A 22,895-nucleotide genomic window follows, 5' to 3' on the forward strand; every position below is an offset into this window, starting at 1 on the left:
ATTCGAGTAAGAAACATGCCAAAACGTACAGACATCAAAAGCATCCTGATCCTCGGCGCCGGCCCCATCGTCATCGGCCAGGCCTGCGAGTTCGACTACTCCGGCGCCCAGGCCTGCAAGGCCCTGAAGGAAGAAGGCTTCCGCGTCATCCTGGTGAACTCCAACCCGGCCACCATCATGACCGACCCGGCCATGGCCGACGCCACCTACATCGAGCCGATCAAGTGGGCCACCGTGGCCAAGATCATCGAGAAGGAGCGTCCGGACGCCCTGCTGCCGACCATGGGCGGCCAGACCGCGCTGAACTGCGCTCTGGACCTGGAAAAGCACGGCATCCTGGAAAAATTCGGCGTCGAGATGATCGGTGCCAATGCCGACACCATCGACAAGGCCGAAGACCGTTCGCGCTTCGACAAAGCGATGAAAGACATCGGCCTGGCCTGCCCGGTTTCCGGCATCGCGCACAACATGGAAGAAGCCTACGGCGTGCTGGAGAAGGTCGGCTTCCCCTGCATCATCCGTCCGTCCTTCACCATGGGCGGCACTGGCGGCGGCATCGCCTACAACCGTGAAGAATTCGAAGAAATCTGCGCCCGCGGCCTGGATCTGTCGCCGACCAGCGAGCTGCTGATCGACGAGTCGCTGATCGGCTGGAAGGAATACGAGATGGAGGTGGTCCGCGACAAGAAGGACAACTGCATCATCGTCTGCTCCATCGAAAACTTCGACCCGATGGGCGTGCACACCGGTGACTCGATCACCGTGGCGCCGGCGCAGACCCTGACCGACAAGGAATACCAGATCCTGCGTAACGCCTCCCTGGCGGTGCTGCGCGAGATCGGCGTGGAAACCGGCGGCTCCAACGTGCAGTTCGGCATCTGCCCGAACACCGGTCGCATGGTCGTGATCGAGATGAATCCGCGCGTGTCGCGTTCCTCGGCGCTGGCCTCTAAGGCCACCGGCTTCCCCATCGCCAAGATCGCCGCCAAGCTGGCCGTCGGTTACACCCTCGACGAGCTGAGCAACGACATCACTGGCGGTCGCACCCCGGCCTCGTTCGAGCCGGCCATCGACTACGTCGTCACCAAGATCCCGCGTTTCGCCTTCGAGAAGTTCCCCAAGGCCGACGCCCGCCTGACCACCCAAATGAAGTCCGTGGGTGAAGTCATGGCCATCGGCCGCACTTTCCAGGAGTCCATGCAGAAAGCCCTGCGCGGCCTGGAAGTCGGCGTGGCCGGTTTCGACGAGAAACTCGACCTGAATGACCCGGAAGCCGAGAGCACCTTGCGTCGCGAGTTGACCGTGCCGAGCGCCGACCGCGTCTGGTACGTGGCCGACGCCTTCCGCGCCGGCAAGAGCGTGGCCGAAGTGTTCGAGTTGACCCGCATCGACGAATGGTTCCTGGTGCAGATCGAGGATCTGGTCAAGGAAGAGGAGAAGGTCAAGACCCTCGGCCTGTCCGCCATCGACTACGACCTGATGTTCAAGCTCAAGCGCAAGGGCTTCTCCGACGCACGTCTGGCCAAGCTGCTCGGCGTCTCCGAGAAGAGCCTGCGCGCCCACCGCCACAAGCTGAAAGTGCTGCCGGTGTACAAGCGCGTCGACACCTGCGCCGCCGAGTTCGCCACCGACACCGCCTACATGTACTCGACCTACGAGGAAGAGTGCGAGGCCGCGCCGTCGGGCCGCGACAAGATCATGATCCTCGGCGGCGGTCCCAACCGTATCGGCCAGGGCATCGAGTTCGACTACTGCTGCGTGCACGCCGCGCTGGCGATGCGTGAAGACGGTTACGAGACCATCATGGTCAACTGCAATCCGGAAACCGTCTCCACCGACTACGACACCTCCGATCGTCTGTACTTCGAGCCGGTGACCCTGGAAGACGTGCTGGAAATCGTCCGCGTCGAGCAGCCCAAGGGCGTGATCGTGCAGTACGGTGGCCAGACCCCGCTGAAGATTTGCCGCGCCCTGGAAGAAGCTGGCGTGCCGATCATCGGCACCAGCCCCGAGGCCATCGACCGCGCCGAAGACCGCGAGCGCTTCCAGCAGATGGTCCAGCGCCTCGGCCTGCGTCAGCCGGCCAACGCCACCGCGCGCAGCGAAGACGAGGCCCTGGCCCTGTCCAAGGGCATCGGTTACCCGATGGTGGTGCGTCCGTCCTATGTGCTGGGCGGACGGGCGATGGAAATCGTCTACCAGGAAGAAGAGCTCAAGCGCTACATGCGCGAAGCGGTGAAAGTGTCCAACGACAGCCCGGTGCTGCTCGATCGCTTCCTCAACTGCGCCATCGAAGTGGACGTGGATGCGGTGTGCGACGGCGAGACCGTGGTCATCGGCGCGATCATGCAGCACATCGAACAGGCCGGCGTGCACTCCGGTGACTCCGCCTGCTCGCTGCCGCCATACTCGCTGCCGGCGCACATCCAGGACGAGATCCGCGAGCAGGTCAAGAAGATGGCCCTGGAGCTCGGCGTGGTTGGTCTGATGAACGTGCAGATGGCCGTGCAGGGCGAAGACATCTACGTCATCGAAGTGAACCCGCGCGCCTCGCGTACCGTGCCGTTCGTCTCCAAGTGCGTTGGTGAGTCGCTGGCCAAGGTCGCGGCCCGTGTCATGGCCGGCAAGAGTCTGGCCGAAGTGGGCTACACCCAGGAAATCATCCCGCCGTTCTTCAGCGTCAAGGAGGCGGTGTTCCCCTTCGCCAAGTTCCCGGGTGTCGACCCGATTCTCGGCCCAGAGATGAAGTCCACCGGTGAAGTCATGGGCGTCGGCGATACCTTCGGCGAAGCGTTCGCCAAGGCTCAGCTGGGTGCCAGCGAAATTCTGCCGAACTCTGGCTGTGCTTTCATCAGCGTGCGCGAAGATGACAAGGCCGAGGCCGTTCAGGTTGCGCGCGATCTGGTAGCGCTGGGCTTCGAAGTGGTGGCCACTGCGGGCACCGCCAAAGTGATCGAGGCGGCCGGTTTGCCGGTACGCCGGGTGAACAAGGTGACCGAAGGTCGTCCGCATGTCGTCGACATGATCAAGAACGACGAAGTCACCCTGATCATCAACACCACCGAGGGGCGTCAGTCCATTGCTGACTCCTACTCGATCCGTCGTAACGCTCTGCAGCACAAGATCTACTGCACCACCACCATCGCGGCGGGGCAGGCGGTCTGCGAGGCGCTCAAGTTCGGTCCCGAGAAGACCGTGCGCCGGCTGCAGGATCTGCATGCAGGAATCAAGGCATGAACAAGTACCCCATGACCGTCCAGGGCGCTCGCGCCCTGGAAGAGGAACTCGCGCACCTGACCAAGGTGCGCCGTCCCGCACTCAGTCAGGCGATTGCCGAGGCTCGTGAGCTGGGTGACCTCAAGGAGAATGCCGAGTATCACGCCGCTCGTGAGGAGCAGGGCATGGTCGAGGCGCGCATCCGTGATATCGAGGGGCGCTTGCAGCATGCGGTGGTGATCGACGTCACCACCATCCCGCACAGTGGCAAGGTGATCTTCGGCACCACCGTTGATATCGCCAACTGCGAGACCGACGAGACCGTGACCTACCAGATCGTTGGCGAGGACGAAGCCGACATCAAGATCGGCAAGCTGTCGGTCAGCTCGCCTATCGCCCGTGCCCTGGTGGGCAAGGAGGAGGGTGACGTGGTGGCGGTGCAGACCCCCAGCGGCCTGGTCGAGTACGAGATTGTCGAAGTCCGTCATATTTAAGCGCCAACCGCTGCGCGCGGGCGCCATCAGCTGGCAGCTGGCCCAGACCTTCTGGGTTGGCGGCCTCTGGCTGCTGCACTTCGTTATGCTGCCGGCACTGGAAAAGATGGGCCTGGCGCCGCTGCTGATCGAGGAGGTCGACGCGGCGCTGAGTCCCTTGCTCATCGGTTTTGCAGCATTCTGCGTGTTGGTGCAGGGGATGGTGCTGGTGCAGGCGCACGGACTTTCCAGTCTGTGGCGCGAGTTGCGCGGTCAGTTGCTACTGATTGTACTGGCCATGGCGGTAGCGTTCTTCGCTGTGCGCTACTGGCAGCCGGATGCCGCGCGCTGGCTGCTGTTCAACTACCTGGTGCTGGCGCTGTGCGGTCTGGTACTGGTGCTGCAGCCGCTGCCGGGGCAGCGGAGCGAGTGAGGCGATGGGCCTTCAGGCCTGGTAGCGATGGATGTTGGACAGGTTCTTGTTCGGCTTGGGGTTCTTGCGATAGATCAGTGCCATCTTGCCGATCACCTGGACCAGCTCGCAGCGGCCAACAGTGGCCAGTTCGTCGATCAGGGCGCGGCGGTCGTCACGCTCGGTGAGGCGAAACTGCACCTTGATCAGCTCATGATCGTTGAGCGCGCGCTCCAGCTCGGCCAGTACGCCCTCGGTCAGGCCGTTCTCGGCCACGATCAATACCGGTTTCAGGTGGTGGCCGATAGATTTGAAGTGTTTCTTCTGTTCGTTGGTAAGCGCCATAATCTGACCCTGTTGCAATGGGAGGCGGCTCCGTGCGATGGGGTGACTCCGGTCTACCCATCTCGTGTCCGGCGCGCCGTTCGAAAAGTCGCGTAGTCTACCCGAGCCGGCTCGGCCTTGCCCGTTTCTATTCGTGTGCGAAGCTTGAGATTAGCCCGCGTTGTCCGGGTAGGCCTTGTGATTGTCGATATGGCCCCCATTAAGGGTAGAAATACCCTCCATGCTCTGCATATAGACTGGTATTGGCGCTGTGAGCCTCGGTCGGGGTCTCATAAAGGGTTACAGACGGCTCCTGCCTGTGGCGGGGGTTGTGTAGTAAGTTAGGTTGGTACTCCACCAGCCGTCATGTGAAACGTGTTTCAGGACGGGGCTCGTTTCCGAGGGTAGCGAATTGAACGACATGGCAAAGAACCTGATCCTCTGGCTGATCATCGCAGCCGTCCTGGTCACGGTGATGAACAATTTCTCCAGCCCGAGCGATACCGGCAAGCTGAACTATTCCGAGTTCATCCAGCAGGTTCAGGAAGGCAAGGTCAAACAGGTCACCGTTGATGGGTTCATCATCAGCGGCAAGAACCTGGATGGCACCACCTTCGAAACCGTGCGTCCGGCCATCGAGGATCGTGGTCTGATCAAGGATCTGATCGACAACAATGTCGAGATCGTCGGCAAGCAGCCGGAGCGTCAGAGCATCTGGACCCAGTTGCTGGTAGCCAGCTTCCCGATCCTGGTCATCATCGCCGTATTCATGTTCTTCATGCGCCAGATGCAGGGTGGCGCTGGTGGCCGCGGCGGCCCCATGAGCTTCGGCAAGTCGAAGGCGCGCCTGCTCTCCGAGGATCAGGTCAAGACCACCCTGGCTGACGTTGCCGGTTGCGACGAGGCCAAGGAAGAGGTCGGCGAGCTGGTCGAGTTTCTGCGTGATCCGGGCAAGTTCCAGCGCCTCGGTGGCCGCATCCCGCGCGGCGTGCTGATGGTTGGCCCGCCCGGTACCGGTAAGACCCTGCTGGCCAAGGCCATTGCGGGCGAGGCCAAAGTGCCGTTCTTCACCATTTCCGGTTCCGACTTCGTCGAGATGTTCGTCGGCGTTGGTGCCAGCCGCGTGCGTGACATGTTCGAACAGGCCAAGAAGCATGCGCCCTGCATCATCTTCATCGACGAAATCGACGCAGTCGGTCGCCACCGTGGTGCTGGCCTGGGCGGCGGTCACGACGAGCGCGAGCAGACCCTCAACCAGTTGCTGGTAGAGATGGATGGCTTCGAGATGAACGATGGCATCATCGTCATCGCCGCCACCAACCGCCCGGATGTGCTCGATCCGGCGCTGCTGCGCCCGGGGCGTTTCGACCGCCAGGTGGTGGTCGGGCTGCCGGATATTCGTGGTCGCGAGCAGATTCTGAAAGTGCACATGCGCAAGGTGCCGATCGGCGACAACGTTGAGCCGGCGGTGATCGCTCGTGGTACCCCGGGCTTCTCGGGTGCCGACCTGGCCAACCTGGTCAACGAGGCGTCTCTGTTCGCCGCTCGTGCCAGCAAGCGTCTGGTCGAGATGAAGGAGTTCGAGCTGGCCAAGGACAAGATCATGATGGGCGCCGAGCGCAAGTCCATGGTCATGTCCGAGAAGGAGAAGCTCAACACCGCGTATCACGAAGCCGGACACGCCATCGTCGGTCGTCTGGTGCCGGAGCATGATCCGGTCTACAAGGTGTCGATCATTCCGCGTGGCCGCGCTCTGGGCGTAACCATGTTCCTGCCGGAAGAGGATCGTTACAGCCTGTCCAAACGCGCACTGACCAGCCAGATCTGCTCGTTGTTCGGCGGTCGTATCGCCGAAGAGATGACTCTCGGTTTCGACGGTGTCACCACCGGTGCCTCCAACGACATCATGCGCGCTACTCGACTGGCGCGGAACATGGTGACCAAGTGGGGCCTGTCCGAGAAGCTCGGTCCGCTGATGTATGCGGAGGAGGAGGGCGAGGTGTTCCTCGGTCGCAGTGCCGGCAGTCAGGCCACCAATGTGTCTGGCGAGACCGCCAAGGCCATCGACGAGGAGGTGCGCAGCATCATTGATGGCTGCTACGGCACCGCCAAGCGCCTGCTGGAAGAAAATCGCGACAAGCTGGACATGATGGCTGACGCGCTGATGAAGTACGAGACCATCGATGCCGACCAGATCGACGACATCATGGCTGGTCGTACGCCGCGTGAGCCGCGTGATTGGCAGGGTGGTTCCGGTACGCCGGCTGCCAAGGAGCAGGCTGATCGTCCGGAGGCCCCGATCGGTGGTCCGGCTGGTGAGCACTAAGGCTGGCGAATGATTGTTCCGCAGTACCCGCCCCGGCTGTCCTGTGGCAGCCGGGTGCTCGATCTGGCCCAGCCTCAGGTCATGGGCATACTTAATGTCACGCCCGACTCTTTCTCCGATGGTGGTCGTTACGCTGCCCGTGATGCTGCGCTGCGTCACGCGGCCGAGATGGTGGCGGCCGGCGCAACTCTGATCGATGTGGGTGGCGAATCAACCCGTCCCGGTGCGCGGCCGGTTTCTCCCGTGGAGGAGCTTGAGCGGGTTGCGTCCGTGGTCGAAGCCATTGCCACCGAGCTGGACGTGATCATCTCCCTCGATACCTCGACGCCTGCTGTTATGCGTGAGGGGGCTCGCCTCGGCGCGGGGCTGATCAACGATGTGCGCGCGCTGCGTCGCGAGGGTGCCCTGGAGGCTGCGGCCGATACCGGCTTGCCGGTCTGCCTGATGCATATGCTGGGCGAGCCGGGCAATATGCAGCAGAATCCCTACTATCAGAATGTGGTGAGCGAGGTCCGCGACTTCCTTGCGCAGCGCATGGCTGCCTGTGTAGAGGCGGGTATTCCTGCTGAGCGAGTCGTGCTTGACCCAGGGTTCGGGTTCGCCAAGAACCTGACGCACAATCTGAGTCTGTTCAAACACCTTGAAGCGCTGCATGTGCTGGGGCGGCCCCTGTTGGTAGGGGTGTCGCGCAAAAGCATGATCGGGCAGGCGCTGGGGCGTGAGGTTCATGAGCGTCTCCCCGGTGGGCTGGCGCTGGCGGCCCTGGCGGTTGCCAAGGGGGCCTGCATCCTGCGCGTCCATGACGTGACCGAGACTGTCGATGCGGTGCGCATGGTCGCCGCCGTGCAGGCCGCAGAATAAGAAGTTGGAGTGACTATGAGCAGAAAATACTTCGGTACCGACGGTATCCGCGGGCCTGTCGGCCAGTTTCCCATCACTCCCGAATTCATCCTCAAGCTGGGTTGGGCGGCTGGTATGGCCTTTCGTCGCCAAGGCAAGTGCCGCATCCTGATCGGCAAGGACACCCGTATCTCTGGCTACATGTTCGAGTCCGCCCTAGAGGCCGGTCTTGTGGCAGCCGGGGCAGACGTGATGCTGCTGGGGCCTATGCCGACGCCGGCCATCGCCTACCTGACCCGCACGTTCCAGGCTGATGCCGGCATTGTCATCAGCGCCTCGCACAACCCGCATCACGACAACGGTTTCAAGTTCTTTTCCGGCAAGGGCACCAAGCTGCCGGATGAGATCGAACTGATGATCGAGGAGCTGCTTGATCAGCCGATGAGCGTGGTGGAGTCGGACCAGATCGGCAAGGTGTCGCGGATCAACGATGCGGCCGGGCGCTACATCGAGTTCTGCAAGAGCAGCGTGCCGAGCAGTACCAGTTTTGCCGGGCTCAAGCTGGTCATCGACTGTGCTCATGGTGCCACCTATAAAGTTGCGCCCAGCGTATTCCGCGAGCTGGGCGCGCAGGTCTCGGTCCTCTCGGCCCAGCCTAACGGCCTGAATATCAACGACAACTGTGGCTCGACCCATGTCGAGGCGCTGCAGGCCGAGGTGTTGGCCCAGCAGGCTGATCTCGGCATCGCCTTCGACGGGGATGGTGATCGCGTGCTGATGGTGGATCACACCGGCGCGGCGGTCGATGGTGATGAGCTGCTCTACATCATCGCTCGCGACCTTCAGGAGCGCGACAGGCTTCATGGGGGGGTGGTTGGCACCCTGATGAGCAACCTCGGGCTGGAGCTTGCGCTAGGCGAACTGAAGATTCCTTTCGTCAGAGCCAAGGTCGGTGACCGCTACGTGATGGCTGAGCTGCAAGAGCGCGAATGGCAGTTGGGCGGCGAAAACTCAGGGCATCTGGTGTGCTGTCAGCACACCACCACCGGTGATGCGATCATTGCCGCGCTGCAGGTGCTGATGGCGCTCAAGCGCAGTGGGCAGATTCTCGCCGAGGCGCGTCAGGCGGTGCGCAAGTGCCCGCAGGTGCTGATCAATGTGCGTTTCTCCGGCGATGTCGATCCGGTCGAGCATGTTGCGGTCAAGGATGCCTGTGCTCGCGTGACCGACCTGATGGCGGGGCGCGGTCGCGTGTTGTTGCGCAAGTCCGGTACCGAGCCGTTGGTGCGTGTCATGGTCGAAGGTGATGACGAAGCCCAGGTGCGCGCCTATGCCGAAGAGCTGGCCAAGGCGGTTGGCGAGGTTTGTGCCTGAATCGGCTTGCGAGGGTAGAGGCTCTTGGGTAACATCTGCGCCCACTTTGAACGACGAGGTTCGGCATGCGTCGCCCCCTGGTAGCTGGTAACTGGAAAATGCACGGTACCCGCGCCAGTGTCGCAGAGCTGATCAAGGGTCTGCGCCAGTTGGCGTTGCCGACAGGCGTTGAGGTCGCAGTCATGCCGCCTTGTCTGTATATCAGTCAGGTGCTGGTGGGGCTGGACGGCAAGGCGATTGCCGTCGGTGCGCAGAACTGCGCGGTAGAGCCGATGCAGGGTGCGCTGACCGGCGAGATTGCGCCGAGCCAGCTGGCTGATGCCGGTTGCACCATGGTGCTTGTCGGTCACTCGGAGCGTCGCCTGATTCTGGGTGAGCGCGATGAGCAGGTCAGTCGCAAGTTTGCTGCGGCGCAGTCCTGTGGTCTGATTCCGGTGCTGTGCGTCGGTGAGACCTTGGAGCAGCGCCAGGCAGGCAAGACACTCGAAGTGGTTGCTGCGCAGCTGGGTAGTGTGATCGAAGAGCTCGGTGTGGGCGCTTTCGCGCGGGCCGTAGTGGCTTACGAGCCGGTCTGGGCCATTGGCACCGGGCTGACGGCGTCACCGCAGGAGGCGCAGGAAGTCCATGCTGCCATTCGTGCGCAGCTGGCTGCCGAAAGTGCTGAAGTGGCGCGCGGTGTAAGAATTCTGTATGGCGGTAGTGTCAAGGCCGCCAATGCTGTCGAACTGTTCGGCATGCAGGATATCGATGGGGGGCTCATTGGTGGGGCTTCCTTGAACGCAGATGAGTTTGGTGCGATCTGTCGCGCCGCAGGAAACAGATAAATGCTGGAAACAGTCGTAATTGTCGTACATCTGCTGGGCGCTATTGGCGTTGTTGCTCTGGTTCTGCTGCAGCAGGGCAAGGGTGCTGACGCGGGTGCCTCCTTTGGTGCTGGCGCTTCGGCTACCGTGTTCGGCAGTCAAGGTTCTGCTACCTTTCTGAGTCGTTTTACTGCTATACTCGCCGCAGCTTTTTTCATTACCAGCTTGGGTTTAGCCTTCTTTGCTAAAGAAAAAGCTGATAACCTGACGCAAGCAGGTCTGCCGGATCCGGCGGTTCTTGAAGTGCAGCAGAAGCCGGCCGTCGAAGACGTTCCGGTGCTCGAAGAGCAGAAGAGCGCAGCCGGTCAGGCTGACGTTCCGGAAGCTCCGGAGCAGAAGTAATACCCTCTTTGCCGAGGTGGTGGAATTGGTAGACACGCTACCTTGAGGTGGTAGTGGCCATAGGCTGTAGGGGTTCGAGTCCCCTCCTCGGTACCATATTTCGGCAGGGCCCGCACTTCGCGGGCCTTGTCGTTTCCCGGAGTTCGGTTGACCCTCAGGGGTAACGTCCGTATACTCTTGGCCCAGCTTTGGCGCGGGGTGGAGCAGTCTGGTAGCTCGTCGGGCTCATAACCCGAAGGTCGTTGGTTCAAATCCAGCCCCCGCAACCAGTTGTAGAGAAGCCCCTTATTCAGGGGCTTTTTGCTAGCTGGACAATCCGCCACCGGCGTTATGCACGGTTGGCACGATGGATGGGCGTTTCGCCCATTTTTTATTTCTACGGCATGCGCGGAGGGCTTCGGGTGTCGAGCAAGCTGGAACAGTTGCAGGCCATGTTGGCCCCGGTGGTTGAATCGCTCGGCTATGAATGCTGGGGTGTCGAATTCATTTCCCAGGGGCGGCATTCCCTGCTGCGTGTGTACATCGACCATGCCAACGGCATTCTGGTCGACGATTGCGAGGCCGTGAGTCGGCAGGTCAGCGCCGTGCTGGATGTCGAGGACCCGATCAGCAGCGAATACACCCTTGAGGTGTCCTCGCCGGGCATGGATCGGCCGTTGTTCACCCTCGAACAGTTCGCCAAGCACGTTGGCGAGCAGGTGAAGATCAAGCTGCGCTCGCCCTTCGACGGGCGGCGCAATTTCCAGGGGCTCCTCCGCGGTGTGGAGGATCAGGATGTGGTGGTGCTGGTGGATGACCACGAATTCCTGCTGCCGATCGATCTGATCGACAAGGCCAATATTATTCCCCGTTTTGACTGAGACGCGGATCCCGCGGATCCAATGGATTGCGAAAGGCGAGGCGTACGATGAGTAAAGAAGTACTGCTGGTTGTAGAGTCGGTGTCCAACGAGAAGGGCGTGCCGGCCAATGTTATTTTCGAAGCGCTGGAACTGGCTCTGGCGACGGCGACCAAGAAGCGTTTCGACGATGAAGTCGAGTTGCGCGTGGCGATCAATCGCCAGAACGGCAACTACGAAACCTTCCGCCGCTGGGAAGTGGTAGCCGAGGATGACCTGGAAAATCCGGCCGCCCAGCTGACCGTCGAGCAGGCGCAGGAACGCGAGGCCGGTGCCAAGGTCGGCGACTTCATCGAAGAGCCGGTCGAGTCCATCGAGTTCGGTCGCATCGCCGCGCAGACCGCCAAGCAGGTCATCGTGCAGAAGGTGCGCGAGGCTGAGCGCGCGCAAGTGGTCGATGCCTATCGCGAACGTGTCGGCGAGATCATCTCCGGTACCGTTAAGAAGGTGACCCGCGACAGCGTGATCGTCGATCTTGGCAATAACGCCGAGGCGCTTCTGGCCCGTGAAGACATCATCCCGCGCGAGACTTTCCGCGTCGGCGCCCGCGTGCGTGCGCTGCTCAAGGAAATCCGCACCGAGAACCGTGGCCCGCAGCTGATCCTGTCGCGCACTGCGCCGCAGATGCTGATCGAACTGTTCACCATCGAAGTGCCGGAAATCGCCGAAGGCCTGATCGAAGTGATGGCCGCTTCCCGTGATCCGGGTTCGCGCGCCAAGATCGCCGTGCGCTCCAAGGACAAGCGTATCGACCCGCAGGGTGCCTGCATCGGCATGCGCGGCTCGCGTGTTCAGGCTGTCTCCGGCGAGATCGGCGGCGAGCGCGTGGACATCGTGCTGTGGGACGAGAACGTCGCGCAGTTCGTGATCAATGCCATGGCTCCGGCCGAAGTGGCGGCGATCATCGTCGACGAAGATGCCCATGCCATGGATATCGCCGTGGCCGAAGACAATCTCGCCCAGGCCATCGGTCGTGGCGGTCAAAACGTGCGCCTGGCCAGTCAGCTGACCGGCTGGACCCTCAACGTGATGACCGAGGCCGATATCCAGGCCAAGCAGCAGGCCGAGACCGGCGACATTCTGCAGCGCTTCGTCGAAGAGCTGGATGTCGACGAGGAGCTGGCTCAGGTACTGGTTGAAGAGGGTTTCACCAGCCTGGAAGAGATTGCCTACGTACCGATGGAAGAGATGCTCAGCATCGATGGTTTCGACGAGGACATCGTCAACGAGCTGCGCGCTCGTGCCAAGGACCGTCTGCTGACCAAGGCCATCGCCAGCGAAGAGAAACTGGCCGATGCCCATCCCGCCGAAGACCTGCTGTCCCTGGACGGCATGGACAAGACCCTGGCTCACGAGCTGGCGGTGCGTGGCGTGGTAAATCGCGAAGACCTGGCCGAGCAGTCGATTGACGACCTGCTCGACATCGACGGCATGGACGAAGAGCGTGCCGGCAAGCTGATCATGGCCGCCCGAGCCCATTGGTTCGAGTAAGCGGTTGCGGCCTGAGGAGAGAGATGCATGACGCAAGTCACGGTGAAAGAACTGGCCCAAGTGGTCGACACACCAGTGGAGCGCCTGCTGCAGCAGATGCGTGAGGCAGGTCTGCCGCACACCAGCGCCGAGCAAGTGGTAACTGACAACGAAAAGCAGGCGCTGCTGGCTCACCTGAAGAGCAGCCACGGCGAGAAGCTGGAAGAGCCGCGCAAGATCACCTTGCAGCGCAAGACCACCACCACCCTGAAGGTCGCCGGTAGCAAGACCATCAGCGTGGAAGTGCGCAAGAAGAAGACCTACGTCAAGCGCAGCCCTGACGAGATCGAAGCCGAGAAGCAGCGCGAGCTGGAAGAGCAGCGTGCCGCCGAAGAGGCAGCCCGCCTGAAGGCCGAGGAAGAGGCACGCAAGCAGGCCGAGGCCGAAGCACGCAAGCAGCAGGACGCTGCCGCGCTGGCGGCCGTTGCTCCGGCTGCGGAAGTGGTGGCCGCGGCTCCTGCCGCCGAGCCGGCTTCTGCAGCCGTAGCTGCCGAGCGCAAGAAAGAAGAACTGCGTCGCGTCGAGAAAGACAAGCCGGCGCGCACCGACGACGACGAACGTCGTGATCGCAAGCATGCCCAGCATCGTCCTGCTCCGAAGGACAAGGCGCCGACACCGCGCGTTGCGCCGCGCAGCACCGACGAGGAAGTGGATGACTTCCGTCGCGGTCGTGGCGGCCGGATGAAGCCGAAGAAGCGTAATCAGCACGGGTTCCAGAGCCCGACAGGACCTATTGTGCGCGAAGTAGCGATCGGCGAGACCATTACCGTTGCCGACCTGGCCGCCCAGATGTCGGTCAAAGGCGCCGAAGTGGTCAAGTTCATGTTCAAGATGGGCACCCCGGTGACCATCAACCAGGTCCTGGACCAGGAGACCGCACAACTGGTCGCCGAGGAAATGGGCCACAAGGTCAAACTGGTCAGCGAGAACGCGCTCGAAGAGCAGCTGGCCGAGTCGCTGAAGTACGAAGGTGAGGCCTTCTCCCGTGCGCCGGTGGTGACCGTGATGGGTCACGTCGACCACGGCAAGACCTCGCTGCTCGACTACATTCGTCGCGCCAAGGTGGCCGCTGGTGAAGCCGGTGGCATCACCCAGCACATCGGTGCCTACCACGTGGAAACCGACCGCGGCATGGTCACCTTCCTCGATACGCCCGGCCACGCTGCATTCACCCAGATGCGTGCCCGTGGTGCCAAGGCCACCGACATCGTCATCCTGGTGGTGGCGGCAGACGACGGCGTGATGCCGCAGACCCAGGAAGCCGTGCAGCATGCGAAAGCGGCTGGCGTGCCGATCGTGGTCGCGATCAACAAGATGGATAAGCCGGATGCCAACCCGGACAACATCAAGAACGGCCTGGCCGCGCTGGATGTGATTCCGGAAGAGTGGGGCGGCGATGCTCCGTTCGTCGGTGTCTCGGCCAAGGCTGGTACCGGCGTCGACGAGCTGCTGGAAGCCGTGCTGCTGCAAGCCGAGGTACTCGAGCTTACCGCCACGCCGTCGGCCCCTGGCCGTGGTGTCGTGGTCGAGTCGCGCCTGGACAAGGGCCGCGGTCCGGTGGCCACGGTGCTGGTCCAGGACGGTACCCTGCGCCAGGGCGACATGGTTCTGGTCGGCGTCAATTATGGTCGCGTGCGTGCCATGCTCGACGAGAACGGCAAGGCCATCAAGGAAGCCGGTCCGTCGATTCCGGTCGAGATCCTGGGTCTGGACGGTACGCCGGATGCCGGTGACGAGATGACCGTGGTTGCCGACGAGAAGAAGGCACGCGAAGTCGCGCTGTTCCGTCAGGGCAAGTTCCGCGAAGTGAAGCTGGCCCGTGCTCACGCCGGCAAGCTGGAAAACATCTTCGAGAACATGGGCCAGGAAGAGAAGAAGACCCTCAACATCGTCCTCAAGGCCGACGTGCGTGGTTCTCTGGAGGCGCTGCAGGGCTCGCTCAGCGGCCTGGGCAACGACGAAGTGCAGGTGCGTGTGGTCGGTGGCGGCGTCGGTGGTATCACCGAGTCCGATGCCAACCTGGCGCTGGCCTCCAACGCGGTGCTGTTCGGCTTCAACGTGCGTGCCGATGCCGGTGCGCGCAAGATCGTCGAGGCCGAAGGCCTGGACATGCGTTACTACAACGTGATCTACGACATCATCGAAGACGTCAAGAAGGCCCTGACCGGCATGCTCGGCAGCGATGTCCGCGAGAACATCCTGGGTACCGCCGAAGTGCGTGACGTGTTCCGTTCGCCGAAGTTCGGCGCTGTCGCCGGCTGCATGGTCATCGAGGGCACCGTCTATCGCAACCGTCCGATCCGCGTACTGCGCGAGGACGTGGTGATCTTCGAGGGCGAGCTGGAATCCCTGCGTCGCTTCAAGGACGACGTCGCCGAAGTGCGTAACGGCATGGAGTGCGGTATCGGCGTGAAGAGCTACAACGACGTCAAGGTCGGGGACAAGATCGAAGTGTTCGAGAAGGTCCAGGTGGCGCGTACCCTGTAAGGGACGGCCCGCAACACCGGACGCCCGGCCCCGCATCAGCGCGGCCGGGCGTTTGCCGCTTGTGAGCCTGCTGCCAGTAGCGGCGGGCGAGGTAGGAAGAAATGGCAAAAGTGTATAGCCGTACCCAGCGTATCGGCGATCAGATCCAGCGCGAGCTGGCGCAGATGATTCCGCGCGAGGTCAAGGACCCGCGCCTTGGCTTCGTCACCATCACTGCCGTGGAAGTCAGTCGCGACGTCGGTCACGCCAAGGTATTCGTGACCGTGATGGGTGAGAACGATGCGGAGAAAATCCAGCAGAATGTACGCGTGCTCAATGACGCGGCAGGTTACCTGCGCATGCTGCTGGGCAAGGCGATGAAGCTGCGCAGCGTGCCGCAGCTGCATTTCCACTACGATGAGAGCATCACCCGTGGTACGCACCTGTCGGCACTGATCGAACGTGCGATTTCCGAAGACAGCAAACATCAGGACGACTGAACGTGGCGCAGGTGAAACGCATCCGCCGCAACGTCAGCGGCATCCTGATTCTCGACAAGCCACGCGGCATGAGCTCCAACCAGGCCCTGCAGAAGGTGCGCTGGCTGCTCAACGCCGAAAAGGCCGGGCACACCGGCAGCCTCGATCCGCTGGCCACTGGTGTACTGCCGCTGTGCTTTGGCGAGGCCACCAAGTTTTCCCAGTACCTGCTGGACGCCGACAAGGGTTACGAGACCGTTGCTCAGCTGGGCGTGACCACCACCACCGGCGATGCCGAAGGTGAAGTTGTGGAGCGCCGCGAGGTGACCGTCGGTCGGGATGAGATCGAGGCACTTTTGCCGCGTTTTCGCGGCGAAATCAAACAGATACCGCCCATGTACTCGGCCCTGAAGAAGGACGGCCAGCCGCTGTACAAGCTGGCGCGTGCCGGCGAAGTAGTGGAGCGCGAGGCGCGATCTGTTAATATCGCGCGCCTGGAGTTACTGGCTCTGGACAACGCGCAGCTGCGCCTGTCCGTGGCCTGCAGCAAAGGCACCTACATCCGCACCCTGGTCGAGGACATCGGCCGCGAACTGGGCTGCGGTGGTCACGTTGCCGAGCTGCGTCGGACCCAGGCCGGTCCCTTCGTGCTGGCCCAGGCGGTCAGCCTGGAAGCGCTGGAAAAGGCCCATGCCGAGGGCGGTAGCGAGGCTCTGGATCATTTCCTGCTGCCGGCCGACAGTGGCCTGGAGCACTGGCCGCTGCTGCAGCTGTCCGAGCACAGTGCCTATTACTGGCTGCACGGTCAGCCGGTCCGTGCCCCGGAAGCGCCGAAGTTCGGCATGGTCAGGGTGCACGACCACACCGGTCGTTTCATTGGCATCGGTGAAGTCAGCGATGACGGGCGCATTGCGCCGAAAAGATTGATCTCTACCAGCTTCTAGGGCGGGTAGGGGCCGGGGCTCAGGCCCAGGCAAGCGATTCGGTCGAAATGACCGGAACGAGGGTGGCTGTCAGCAGGCATGGTCATTCCTCTTTTTAAAACACGGGACTGGTTCCCGGCCTGTTCACTCAAGGAGCCCATCATGGCACTGAGCGTTGAAGAAAAAGCCCAGATCGTTAACGACTACAAGCAAGCTGAAGGCGATACCGGTAGCCCGGAAGTGCAGGTTGCCCTGCTGACCGCCAACATCAACAAGCTGCAGGACCACTTCAAGGCCAACGGCAAAGACCACCACTCCCGTCGTGGTCTGATCCGCATGGTTAACCAGCGCCGCAAGCTGCTGGACTACCTGAAGGGTAAGGACACCAGTCGTTACAGCGCCCTTATCGGTCGCCTGGGTCTGCGTCGCTAAGACGTACACCTGAAGTGAGAAGCTGGAAGCTCGGAGTTGCAGGTCGGTTGATACCGGCCCGTGGCTTCGGTCTTCCAGCTTCTGGCTTTCTACAGAATGGAATTTGAAACCCGTTCAAAAATCGGTTCCGACGAGCCGAGTTCTGAACAGGTTTCAGGGGCAATAGACCCCTGTTGCAGCAGTTTCCCCCAAGGCAACAAAGAGAAGGAAAATACCGTGACTCCGGTTATTAAAAAGTTCCAGTTCGGTCAGTCGACCGTCACCCTCGAAACCGGGCGCATTGCCCGTCAGGCTTCCGGTGCCGTCCTGGTTACCGTGGACAACGATGTCAGCGTGCTGTGTACCGTGGTTGGCGCCAAGCAGGCCGACCCGGGTAAAGGCTTCTTCCCGCTGTCCGTGCACTACCAGGAAAAAACCTACGCTGCCGGCAAGATCCCGGGTGGCTACTTCAAGCGTGAAGCGCGTCCTTCCGAGAAAGAGACCCTGACCTCGCGCCTGATCGACCGTCCGATTCGTCCGCTGTTCCCGGAAGGCTTCCTCAACGAAGTGCAGGTCATCTGCACCGTGGTTTCGACCAGCAAGAAGACTGATCCGGACATTGCCGCCATGATCGGCACCTCGGCCGCCCTGGCTATCTCCGGTATCCCGTTCGACGGCCCGATCGGCGCCGCGCGCGTGGCCTTCCACCCGGAAACCGGCTACCTGCTGAACCCGACCTACGAGCAGCTCAAGGCTTCCAGCCTGGACATGGTCGTGGCCGGTACCAAAGATGCCGTACTGATGGTCGAATCCGAAGCCAAAGAGCTGACCGAAGACCAGATGCTGGGCGCCGTGCTGTTCGCCCATGAAGAGTTCCAGGCCGTGATCAAGGCCGTGAGCGAACTGGCTGCCGAAGCCGGCAAGCCGCGCTGGAACTGGACCGCTCCGGCCGAGAACACTGCCCTGCTCAGCGCCATCAAGGCCGAGTTCGGCGAAGCCATCTCCCAGGCCTACACCATCACCATCAAGCAGGATCGCTACAACCGTCTGGACGAACTGCGCGACCAGGCCGTTGCCAAGTTCTCCGGCGAAGAAGGCCAGCCGTCTGCCGGTGAGGTCAAAGACGCTTTCGGTCTGATCGAATACCGTACCGTTCGCCAGAACATCGTCGACGGCAAGCCGCGTATCGACGGTCGTGACACCCGTACCGTGCGCGGTCTGAACATCGAAGTCGGCGTACTCGACAAGACCCATGGTTCGGCGCTGTTCACCCGTGGTGAAACCCAGGCCCTGGTCGTTGCCACCCTCGGTACCGCTCGCGATGCCCAGCTGCTGGACACCCTGGAAGGCGAGAAGCGCGATCCGTTCATGCTGCACTACAACTTCCCGCCTTACTCGGTGGGCGAATGTGGTCGCATGGGGGCTACCGGCCGTCGCGAAATCGGTCACGGTCGCCTGGCCCGTCGTGGCGTTGCCGCCATGCTGCCGAGCAATGACGACTTCCCGTACACCATCCGTATCGTCTCGGAGATCACCGAGTCCAACGGTTCGTCTTCCATGGCTTCCGTGTGCGGCGCTTCCCTGGCCCTGATGGATGCTGGTGTGCCGATGAAAGCGCCGGTTGCCGGTATCGCCATGGGTCTGGTCAAGGAAGGTGACAAGTTCGCCGTACTGACCGACATCCTAGGTGACGAAGACCACCTGGGCGACATGGACTTCAAAGTGGCCGGTACCGCCAATGGCGTTACCGCGCTGCAGATGGACATCAAGATCCAGGGCATCACCGAGGAGATCATGGAGATCGCCCTGGGTCAGGCTCTGGAAGCCCGTCTGAACATCCTCGGCCAGATGAACCAGGTCATCTCCCAGTCGCGCAGCGAGCTGTCGGCCAACGCCCCGACCATGCTGGCGATGAAGATCGACCAGGACAAGATCCGCGACGTGATCGGCAAGGGCGGCGCGACCATCCGTGCCATCTGCGAAGAGACCAAGGCCTCGATCGATATCGAAGACGACGGTTCGATCAAGATCTTCGGCGAGACCAAGGAAGCTGCCGAGGCTGCCAAGCAACGCGTCCTGGCGATCACCGCCGAGGCCGAGATCGGCAAGATCTACGTCGGCAAGGTCGAGCGCATCGTCGACTTCGGCGCCTTCGTCAACATCCTGCCGGGCAAGGACGGCCTGGTGCACATCTCGATGCTGAGCGATCAGCGCGTCGAGAAGGTCACCGACGTGCTGAAGGAAGGTCAGGAAGTCGAAGTGCTGGTACTGGACGTCGACAACCGCGGCCGTATCAAGCTGTCGATCAAGGACGTTGCTGCCGCCAAGGCCTCGGGCGTCTAAGCCGTTGGGGCTGCTCGCCAGCCCCTCAGCCTGGTTGTGCAAGAAAGAGGGCCCCTGCTGGGGCCCTCTTTTTTTGCCTGCGGTTTACCCCGACAATGGCGCGCTCCGCAGTACCCAACAAGGACGTCTGGCGATGGAAATCACCTACTGCCGTTACCACCCCGCGCAACCCGCCACCTGGCACTGTTCGCCCTGCCAGCGCGACTTCGGTGATTGCTGCATTCCTCTCAACGCCGATGCTCCGGAGCTGGAGCCGCAGTGTCCGCTGTGTGCCGGCAAGCTGCAGTTCCTCGGCGCAGCCAATACCGCGCAGCCGTTCTGGCAGCGCATTCCGCTGTTCTTCCGTTACGGCCTGCAGCCGGGGCCGCTGCTGTTTGCGGCGGCACTTTGCCTGGCCAGCCTGTTCATGCCAGCCTGGAAACTGCTGTGGCTGGCGCTGTTCTGCGTCGCCACCAAGTACCTGCAAAGCGTGATCGAGAGCTCCAGCCAGGGTGTACGCGAGGCGCCGGCGCTGCAGGGCGCCTTCGATGGTGAGGGCTTCAGCCTGTTCTGGCGCCTGCTGGTGATCTTCTTCATCGCCTTCGCCGTGGTCTGGCTGGCGGCCGACTTCGACAGCGAGGCGCTGTTCTGGACGGCGACGTTGGGGGTGCAGCTGCTGATTCCAGCGAGCATCATCCGCCTGGCTCTGGACAAGACCCTCAGCGATGCCCTGAGTCCCGATCAGGTCGGCGCGGTGATCAAGGCGATGGGCTGGCGCTACCTGATCCTTTGGGGGTTCCTGTTCATTCTCTGGCAGTCGCCGGACGCGGTGGTCTACATGCTCTCCAGCGGCTTGCCGCGGGTGGTGCTGATGCCCATCGCGGCGCTGTTGTTCGGCTACTTCAGTGTGGTGATGTGCGCCATGATGGGGTATGCCGTGTTCCAGTATCAGGGCGCGCTGGGTTACGTGGCGGTGGACGACTCGGCGCCGCGTGGCGTTCCCGCCGAAGAATACCGCCGCCGCCGTGCTCTGGCTGACGCCGAGGTGCGCGTCAAGGAAGGGCAGAGTGCTCAGGCGCTGGAGGTGCTGGCCAAGGCACTGGACGTGGCGCCCAATGATCTCAAGCTCAACGAACGCTTCCACCAGCTGCTGTTCGGTCTCGGCGCTCGCGAGCGCTGCCTGCGCCATCTCGAGCATTACCTGCCGCTGGCGGCGCGGCTGAATCCGGCGCAGGGCGCCTTTGCGCTGCTCAACGCACGCCAGTTCAAGGCGGACTATCTGCCCGAGGATGCGCTGGTCTGCGAACGGCTGGCCGAGGCCCTGCTGCAGCGCCACAAGACCCGCGAAGGGCTGAGCCTGTTGCGCAACCTGCACCAGCGTTTTCCCGACTATCCGCATATCCCGCGTGCCTACCTGCTGGCCGCCCGTGGCTTTGCCGAGGGTCTGGGGCAGGTGGAGACGGCGCAGAAGCTGCTGGCTTACATTCGCGCCCGATACCCGCAATCGCCGCTGCTGGGCGAGGTGGCCAGCCTCGAGGAGACCCTGCGCCGCCTGGCGGCACAGGCCTGAATCAGCGCGCCAGGTGCTGTTGCAACAGGGCCAGCTGGCGGGTCTGTTCGGCTTCCGGATAGCGGCTGTGCAGGAAGCGGGTGAGCTCGCCGATACCGCGTAGATCCCGTCCCTGCCCAAGCAGTCTGGCCAGCTGCAGGGTCAGACCCGGCAGCTGTGTCGGGCTTGGGTTCGCCTGGCTCAGGCGACGCCAGCAGGCCAGTGCACGCTGGCCCTCGCCAGCACGGATCAGCGGCGGCAGCAGGTGCAGCTGTACAGCCGCATGGCGGAGCAGTGGCTGCTCATCGGCCGCGCTGTCATCGGCAAGGCGCTTGAGCAGGAGCAGGCGCTCCGTGCTGTCGGGCAGGGCAAACAGTTGCTTCAGCAGTGCGCTCAGCAGGGCACGGTCCTGGCGTCCGCTGGCGATGGCATAGAGGCGCTCCAGCAGGGGCAGACGGCCGGGGTAGCGGTTCAACAGGTCCGGTCCGCGGCTGGCCGCCTGGGCCAGGTCGAACTGCGCGATCAATCGGTCTAGCGCTGCCAGTTCACGCTTGAAGGGCGCGTCCGGATCCACCTTGTGCAGGTAGTCTTCGTCCATCCGCAGGCGTCCGGACAGGCGCGCCAGCCAGATGGCAAGGAAGCCCGCCCCGAGGCCGCCGAGGTGGGCGTAGTAGTTGATGTGATCGTCCGATGCCAACAGGCCGTAGAGTTCCTTGCCCATCCACACCGGCAGCACCCACAGCGCCGGTGCCTTGAAGTAGCCGATCAGCGGGCCCAGCCAGTAGAAGAAGTTGATCTTGCGCAGGCCGTAAACACCGATGTACATGCCCATCAACCCGGAGATCGCCCCGGATGCGCCCACGCCTGTCACCCATACCGGGTCCAGCGCCCACCACAGCAGGTGCGAAGCCACGCCACTGAGCAGATACAAGCCCAGATAGACCCAGCGGCCCAGCGCGATTTCCAGGGCGAAGCCGAAGATGAACAGGAACAGCATGTTGCCCAGCAGGTGGTCGAAGCTGCCGTGCAGGAACATGGCACCGAACAGCCCCTCCATGCTGAAACGCGCCGGAATGAAGCCGAAGCGGAAGGTGCTGAGTTGGTCACGCAGCGCCTCGGCCCGGTCACGAGCCTGCTGCCAGGCGGGGTCGGCTTGGTATTGCGGGCTCTGGTGCAGGCGTTGCTCGAACTGCAGGTCGTGTAGTATCGCGGACGCCAGATCCTGGCGGCGCATGCCGTCGACGTATTCGCGCTCGCCTTCCTCGAGCCGGTCGCGGCGGACCAGGTCGTCGACGAACAACGGGCGCTCGCGGCTCAGCAGGCCACTGTCGAGGTAGGCCTGCACGGCCTGCTCGCGACGCTCTTCGTCACCGCCCTGGTAGCCGAAGTAGATCAGGGTGTTGAGCAGGATCAGCAGCAGGGTGATGACGGGGGGACGCTTCCAGTCCAGCGGATGCTCGGCGGGAATGATCAGCATCAGCCACCACGCTTGCTGTCGACGCGAACCAGTCGCTCACCCTCGAACTGCAGGAAGTACAGCATGCCGTTGTCACGGCTGTAGACCCATTCTTCCTTGATGAACTGCGCCTTGCCGTTGCGATCCAGGGTATGACCGGTAACCGCCTGGCTGACCGGTGTGCCGCACTTCTGCAGCACCTCGGTGGTACGGTCGCCCTTGTCGGCGATGCCATGTTCGCAGCGCAGTGTGGCCGCCTGGGCCTGCAGACTGGTGAGGACGAGGAGGGCGGTCAGTAGCTGTTTTCGCATGTCGAGCATCCTTGTTCTGTCTTGGCGGTCAGCGACCGCGTTTACTTTCGATCTTGGTCACGCGATTGCCTTCGAAGCGGAGGAAATACAGCATGCCGTTCTTCGGCCCGTAGACCCACTCCTCCAGGGCGACCTCGGTGACGAAACCGTAGTAGTCGACCACCTCCTTGTAACCGAGGAAGTCGCGCCGCACCGGCGCTCCGCATTTGGCCGCGACTTCCTCGACGTGATCCTCGAGGCTGATCAGCTTGCTGCCGCAACGCAGTGTGGACCCCGCTTCGGCGGTGCTGGCCAGCATCAGGCCGATGAGTGGGAGAGCGAGTCTGAAAGGCATGAGCGCGCGCCGTGATGTGGACACGCGCAGCCTACATCCTGGGCCT

General features: G+C 62.6%; 20 protein-coding genes and 2 tRNA genes. 18 read left to right on the plus strand and 4 right to left on the minus strand.

Translation table 11 applies throughout. The features are described from left to right. Positions 1 to 15 precede the first annotated feature (15 nt). The 3 genes from carB to ACOAPY_RS04955 are packed head-to-tail and all read left to right on the plus strand — an operon-like array spanning position 16 to position 4,122. Positions 16 to 3,237, plus strand: a complete 3,222-nt coding sequence (carB, locus tag ACOAPY_RS04945; RefSeq protein ID WP_465155357.1) for a carbamoyl-phosphate synthase large subunit — start codon at positions 16 to 18, stop codon at positions 3,235 to 3,237. Then, positions 3,234 to 3,710, plus strand: coding sequence for a transcription elongation factor GreA (greA, locus tag ACOAPY_RS04950; protein WP_076580475.1), 477 nt, complete (start codon positions 3,234 to 3,236; stop codon positions 3,708 to 3,710). Before carB ends, greA begins: the two co-directional genes overlap by 4 nt. A gap of 10 nt (positions 3,711 to 3,720) precedes the next feature. Continuing rightward, entirely contained in the window at positions 3,721 to 4,122 is a 402-nt protein-coding gene (locus tag ACOAPY_RS04955; protein WP_076580975.1) for a DUF4149 domain-containing protein, read from the plus strand. 12 nt (positions 4,123 to 4,134) lie between these two features. Here the strand turns inward: ACOAPY_RS04955 and yhbY are convergent, their stop codons facing one another. Next, on the minus strand, positions 4,135 to 4,446 hold the full coding sequence (gene yhbY / locus ACOAPY_RS04960; protein WP_076425951.1) for a ribosome assembly RNA-binding protein YhbY: 312 nt from the start codon (positions 4,444 to 4,446) through the stop codon (positions 4,135 to 4,137). A gap of 400 nt (positions 4,447 to 4,846) precedes the next feature. On the opposite strand from yhbY, the gene ftsH reads away from it, so the two are divergent. From ftsH to ACOAPY_RS05035, 15 genes are all read left to right on the plus strand, one after another. After that, positions 4,847 to 6,751, plus strand: a complete 1,905-nt coding sequence (ftsH, locus tag ACOAPY_RS04965; RefSeq protein WP_465155359.1) for an ATP-dependent zinc metalloprotease FtsH — start codon at positions 4,847 to 4,849, stop codon at positions 6,749 to 6,751. 9 nt (positions 6,752 to 6,760) lie between these two features. Then, the gene (folP, locus tag ACOAPY_RS04970) at positions 6,761 to 7,612 is read left to right on the plus strand and encodes a dihydropteroate synthase (RefSeq protein ID WP_465155361.1); all 852 of its coding nucleotides are present in this window, start codon (positions 6,761 to 6,763) and stop codon (positions 7,610 to 7,612) included. A gap of 15 nt (positions 7,613 to 7,627) precedes the next feature. Further along, a complete protein-coding gene (gene glmM / locus ACOAPY_RS04975; protein ID WP_465155363.1) occupies positions 7,628 to 8,965 on the plus strand; it encodes a phosphoglucosamine mutase in 1,338 nt (445 codons plus the stop codon). 65 nt (positions 8,966 to 9,030) lie between these two features. Further along, entirely contained in the window at positions 9,031 to 9,789 is a 759-nt protein-coding gene (gene tpiA / locus ACOAPY_RS04980) for a triose-phosphate isomerase (RefSeq protein ID WP_465155365.1), read from the plus strand. Next, a complete protein-coding gene (gene secG, locus ACOAPY_RS04985) occupies positions 9,790 to 10,170 on the plus strand; it encodes a preprotein translocase subunit SecG (protein ID WP_465155367.1) in 381 nt (126 codons plus the stop codon). Positions 10,171 to 10,180: 10 nt separating this feature from the next. Continuing rightward, positions 10,181 to 10,266: transfer RNA gene (locus tag ACOAPY_RS04990), tRNA-Leu, on the plus strand. Between the two features lie 96 nt (positions 10,267 to 10,362). After that, positions 10,363 to 10,439: transfer RNA gene (locus tag ACOAPY_RS04995), tRNA-Met, on the plus strand. Between the two features lie 132 nt (positions 10,440 to 10,571). Next, positions 10,572 to 11,030 carry a ribosome maturation factor RimP gene (gene rimP / locus ACOAPY_RS05000; protein WP_021700426.1) on the plus strand — a complete coding sequence of 153 codons (459 nt, stop codon included), beginning with the start codon at positions 10,572 to 10,574 and terminating at the stop codon, positions 11,028 to 11,030. A 47-nt stretch (positions 11,031 to 11,077) separates the two neighbouring features. Beyond that, positions 11,078 to 12,559 (plus strand): transcription termination factor NusA, encoded by a 1,482-nt coding sequence (gene nusA, locus ACOAPY_RS05005; RefSeq protein WP_076580487.1) that lies wholly within the window; start codon positions 11,078 to 11,080, stop codon positions 12,557 to 12,559. 27 nt (positions 12,560 to 12,586) lie between these two features. Then, positions 12,587 to 15,085 carry a translation initiation factor IF-2 gene (gene infB / locus ACOAPY_RS05010; RefSeq protein WP_076580489.1) on the plus strand — a complete coding sequence of 833 codons (2,499 nt, stop codon included), beginning with the start codon at positions 12,587 to 12,589 and terminating at the stop codon, positions 15,083 to 15,085. 101 nt (positions 15,086 to 15,186) lie between these two features. Next, the gene (gene rbfA, locus ACOAPY_RS05015; protein WP_076425943.1) at positions 15,187 to 15,564 is read left to right on the plus strand and encodes a 30S ribosome-binding factor RbfA; all 378 of its coding nucleotides are present in this window, start codon (positions 15,187 to 15,189) and stop codon (positions 15,562 to 15,564) included. Between the two features lie 2 nt (positions 15,565 to 15,566). After that, positions 15,567 to 16,487 carry a tRNA pseudouridine(55) synthase TruB gene (gene truB, locus ACOAPY_RS05020; protein ID WP_465155369.1) on the plus strand — a complete coding sequence of 307 codons (921 nt, stop codon included), beginning with the start codon at positions 15,567 to 15,569 and terminating at the stop codon, positions 16,485 to 16,487. A gap of 141 nt (positions 16,488 to 16,628) precedes the next feature. Next, positions 16,629 to 16,898: a 30S ribosomal protein S15 gene (gene rpsO / locus ACOAPY_RS05025; RefSeq protein ID WP_021700421.1), complete on the plus strand. Its 270-nt coding sequence runs from the start codon at positions 16,629 to 16,631 to the stop codon at positions 16,896 to 16,898. A 216-nt stretch (positions 16,899 to 17,114) separates the two neighbouring features. Next, entirely contained in the window at positions 17,115 to 19,220 is a 2,106-nt protein-coding gene (gene pnp, locus ACOAPY_RS05030) for a polyribonucleotide nucleotidyltransferase (RefSeq protein WP_465155371.1), read from the plus strand. A 133-nt stretch (positions 19,221 to 19,353) separates the two neighbouring features. Beyond that, positions 19,354 to 20,769 carry a hypothetical protein gene (locus tag ACOAPY_RS05035; RefSeq protein ID WP_465155373.1) on the plus strand — a complete coding sequence of 472 codons (1,416 nt, stop codon included), beginning with the start codon at positions 19,354 to 19,356 and terminating at the stop codon, positions 20,767 to 20,769. Position 20,770: 1 nt separating this feature from the next. Here the strand turns inward: ACOAPY_RS05035 and ACOAPY_RS05040 are convergent, their stop codons facing one another. The 3 genes from ACOAPY_RS05040 to ACOAPY_RS05050 are packed head-to-tail and all read right to left on the minus strand — an operon-like array spanning position 20,771 to position 22,849. Beyond that, complete coding sequence (locus tag ACOAPY_RS05040; RefSeq protein ID WP_465155375.1) at positions 20,771 to 22,225, minus strand: rhomboid family intramembrane serine protease; 1,455 nt, start codon at positions 22,223 to 22,225, stop codon at positions 20,771 to 20,773. After that, positions 22,225 to 22,515, minus strand: coding sequence for a DUF2845 domain-containing protein (locus ACOAPY_RS05045; RefSeq protein ID WP_465155377.1), 291 nt, complete (start codon positions 22,513 to 22,515; stop codon positions 22,225 to 22,227). The genes ACOAPY_RS05040 and ACOAPY_RS05045 overlap by 1 nt, the downstream gene beginning before the upstream one ends. 28 nt (positions 22,516 to 22,543) lie before the next feature. Further along, on the minus strand, positions 22,544 to 22,849 hold the full coding sequence (locus ACOAPY_RS05050; RefSeq protein ID WP_465155378.1) for a DUF2845 domain-containing protein: 306 nt from the start codon (positions 22,847 to 22,849) through the stop codon (positions 22,544 to 22,546). Positions 22,850 to 22,895 lie beyond the last annotated feature (46 nt).

This window comes from Pseudomonas stagnisoli, from assembly GCF_048595745.1.
Lineage (GTDB): Bacteria > Pseudomonadota > Gammaproteobacteria > Pseudomonadales > Pseudomonadaceae > Aquipseudomonas > Aquipseudomonas alcaligenes_A.

Coding starts and splice junctions, on each gene's coding strand:
- carB (WP_465155357.1), top strand. CDS start 16: ATGCCAAAACGTACAGACATCAAAAGCATCCTGATCCTCGGCGCCGGC.
- greA (WP_076580475.1), top strand. CDS start 3,234: ATGAACAAGTACCCCATGACCGTCCAGGGCGCTCGCGCCCTGGAAGAG.
- yhbY (WP_076425951.1), bottom strand. CDS start 4,446: ATGGCGCTTACCAACGAACAGAAGAAACACTTCAAATCTATCGGCCAC.
- ftsH (WP_465155359.1), top strand. CDS start 4,847: ATGGCAAAGAACCTGATCCTCTGGCTGATCATCGCAGCCGTCCTGGTC.
- folP (WP_465155361.1), top strand. CDS start 6,761: ATGATTGTTCCGCAGTACCCGCCCCGGCTGTCCTGTGGCAGCCGGGTG.
- glmM (WP_465155363.1), top strand. CDS start 7,628: ATGAGCAGAAAATACTTCGGTACCGACGGTATCCGCGGGCCTGTCGGC.
- tpiA (WP_465155365.1), top strand. CDS start 9,031: ATGCGTCGCCCCCTGGTAGCTGGTAACTGGAAAATGCACGGTACCCGC.
- secG (WP_465155367.1), top strand. CDS start 9,790: ATGCTGGAAACAGTCGTAATTGTCGTACATCTGCTGGGCGCTATTGGC.
- nusA (WP_076580487.1), top strand. CDS start 11,078: ATGAGTAAAGAAGTACTGCTGGTTGTAGAGTCGGTGTCCAACGAGAAG.
- infB (WP_076580489.1), top strand. CDS start 12,587: ATGACGCAAGTCACGGTGAAAGAACTGGCCCAAGTGGTCGACACACCA.
- rbfA (WP_076425943.1), top strand. CDS start 15,187: ATGGCAAAAGTGTATAGCCGTACCCAGCGTATCGGCGATCAGATCCAG.
- rpsO (WP_021700421.1), top strand. CDS start 16,629: ATGGCACTGAGCGTTGAAGAAAAAGCCCAGATCGTTAACGACTACAAG.
- ACOAPY_RS05035 (WP_465155373.1), top strand. CDS start 19,354: ATGGAAATCACCTACTGCCGTTACCACCCCGCGCAACCCGCCACCTGG.
- ACOAPY_RS05040 (WP_465155375.1), bottom strand. CDS start 22,225: ATGCTGATCATTCCCGCCGAGCATCCGCTGGACTGGAAGCGTCCCCCC.
- ACOAPY_RS05045 (WP_465155377.1), bottom strand. CDS start 22,515: ATGCGAAAACAGCTACTGACCGCCCTCCTCGTCCTCACCAGTCTGCAG.
- ACOAPY_RS05050 (WP_465155378.1), bottom strand. CDS start 22,849: ATGCCTTTCAGACTCGCTCTCCCACTCATCGGCCTGATGCTGGCCAGC.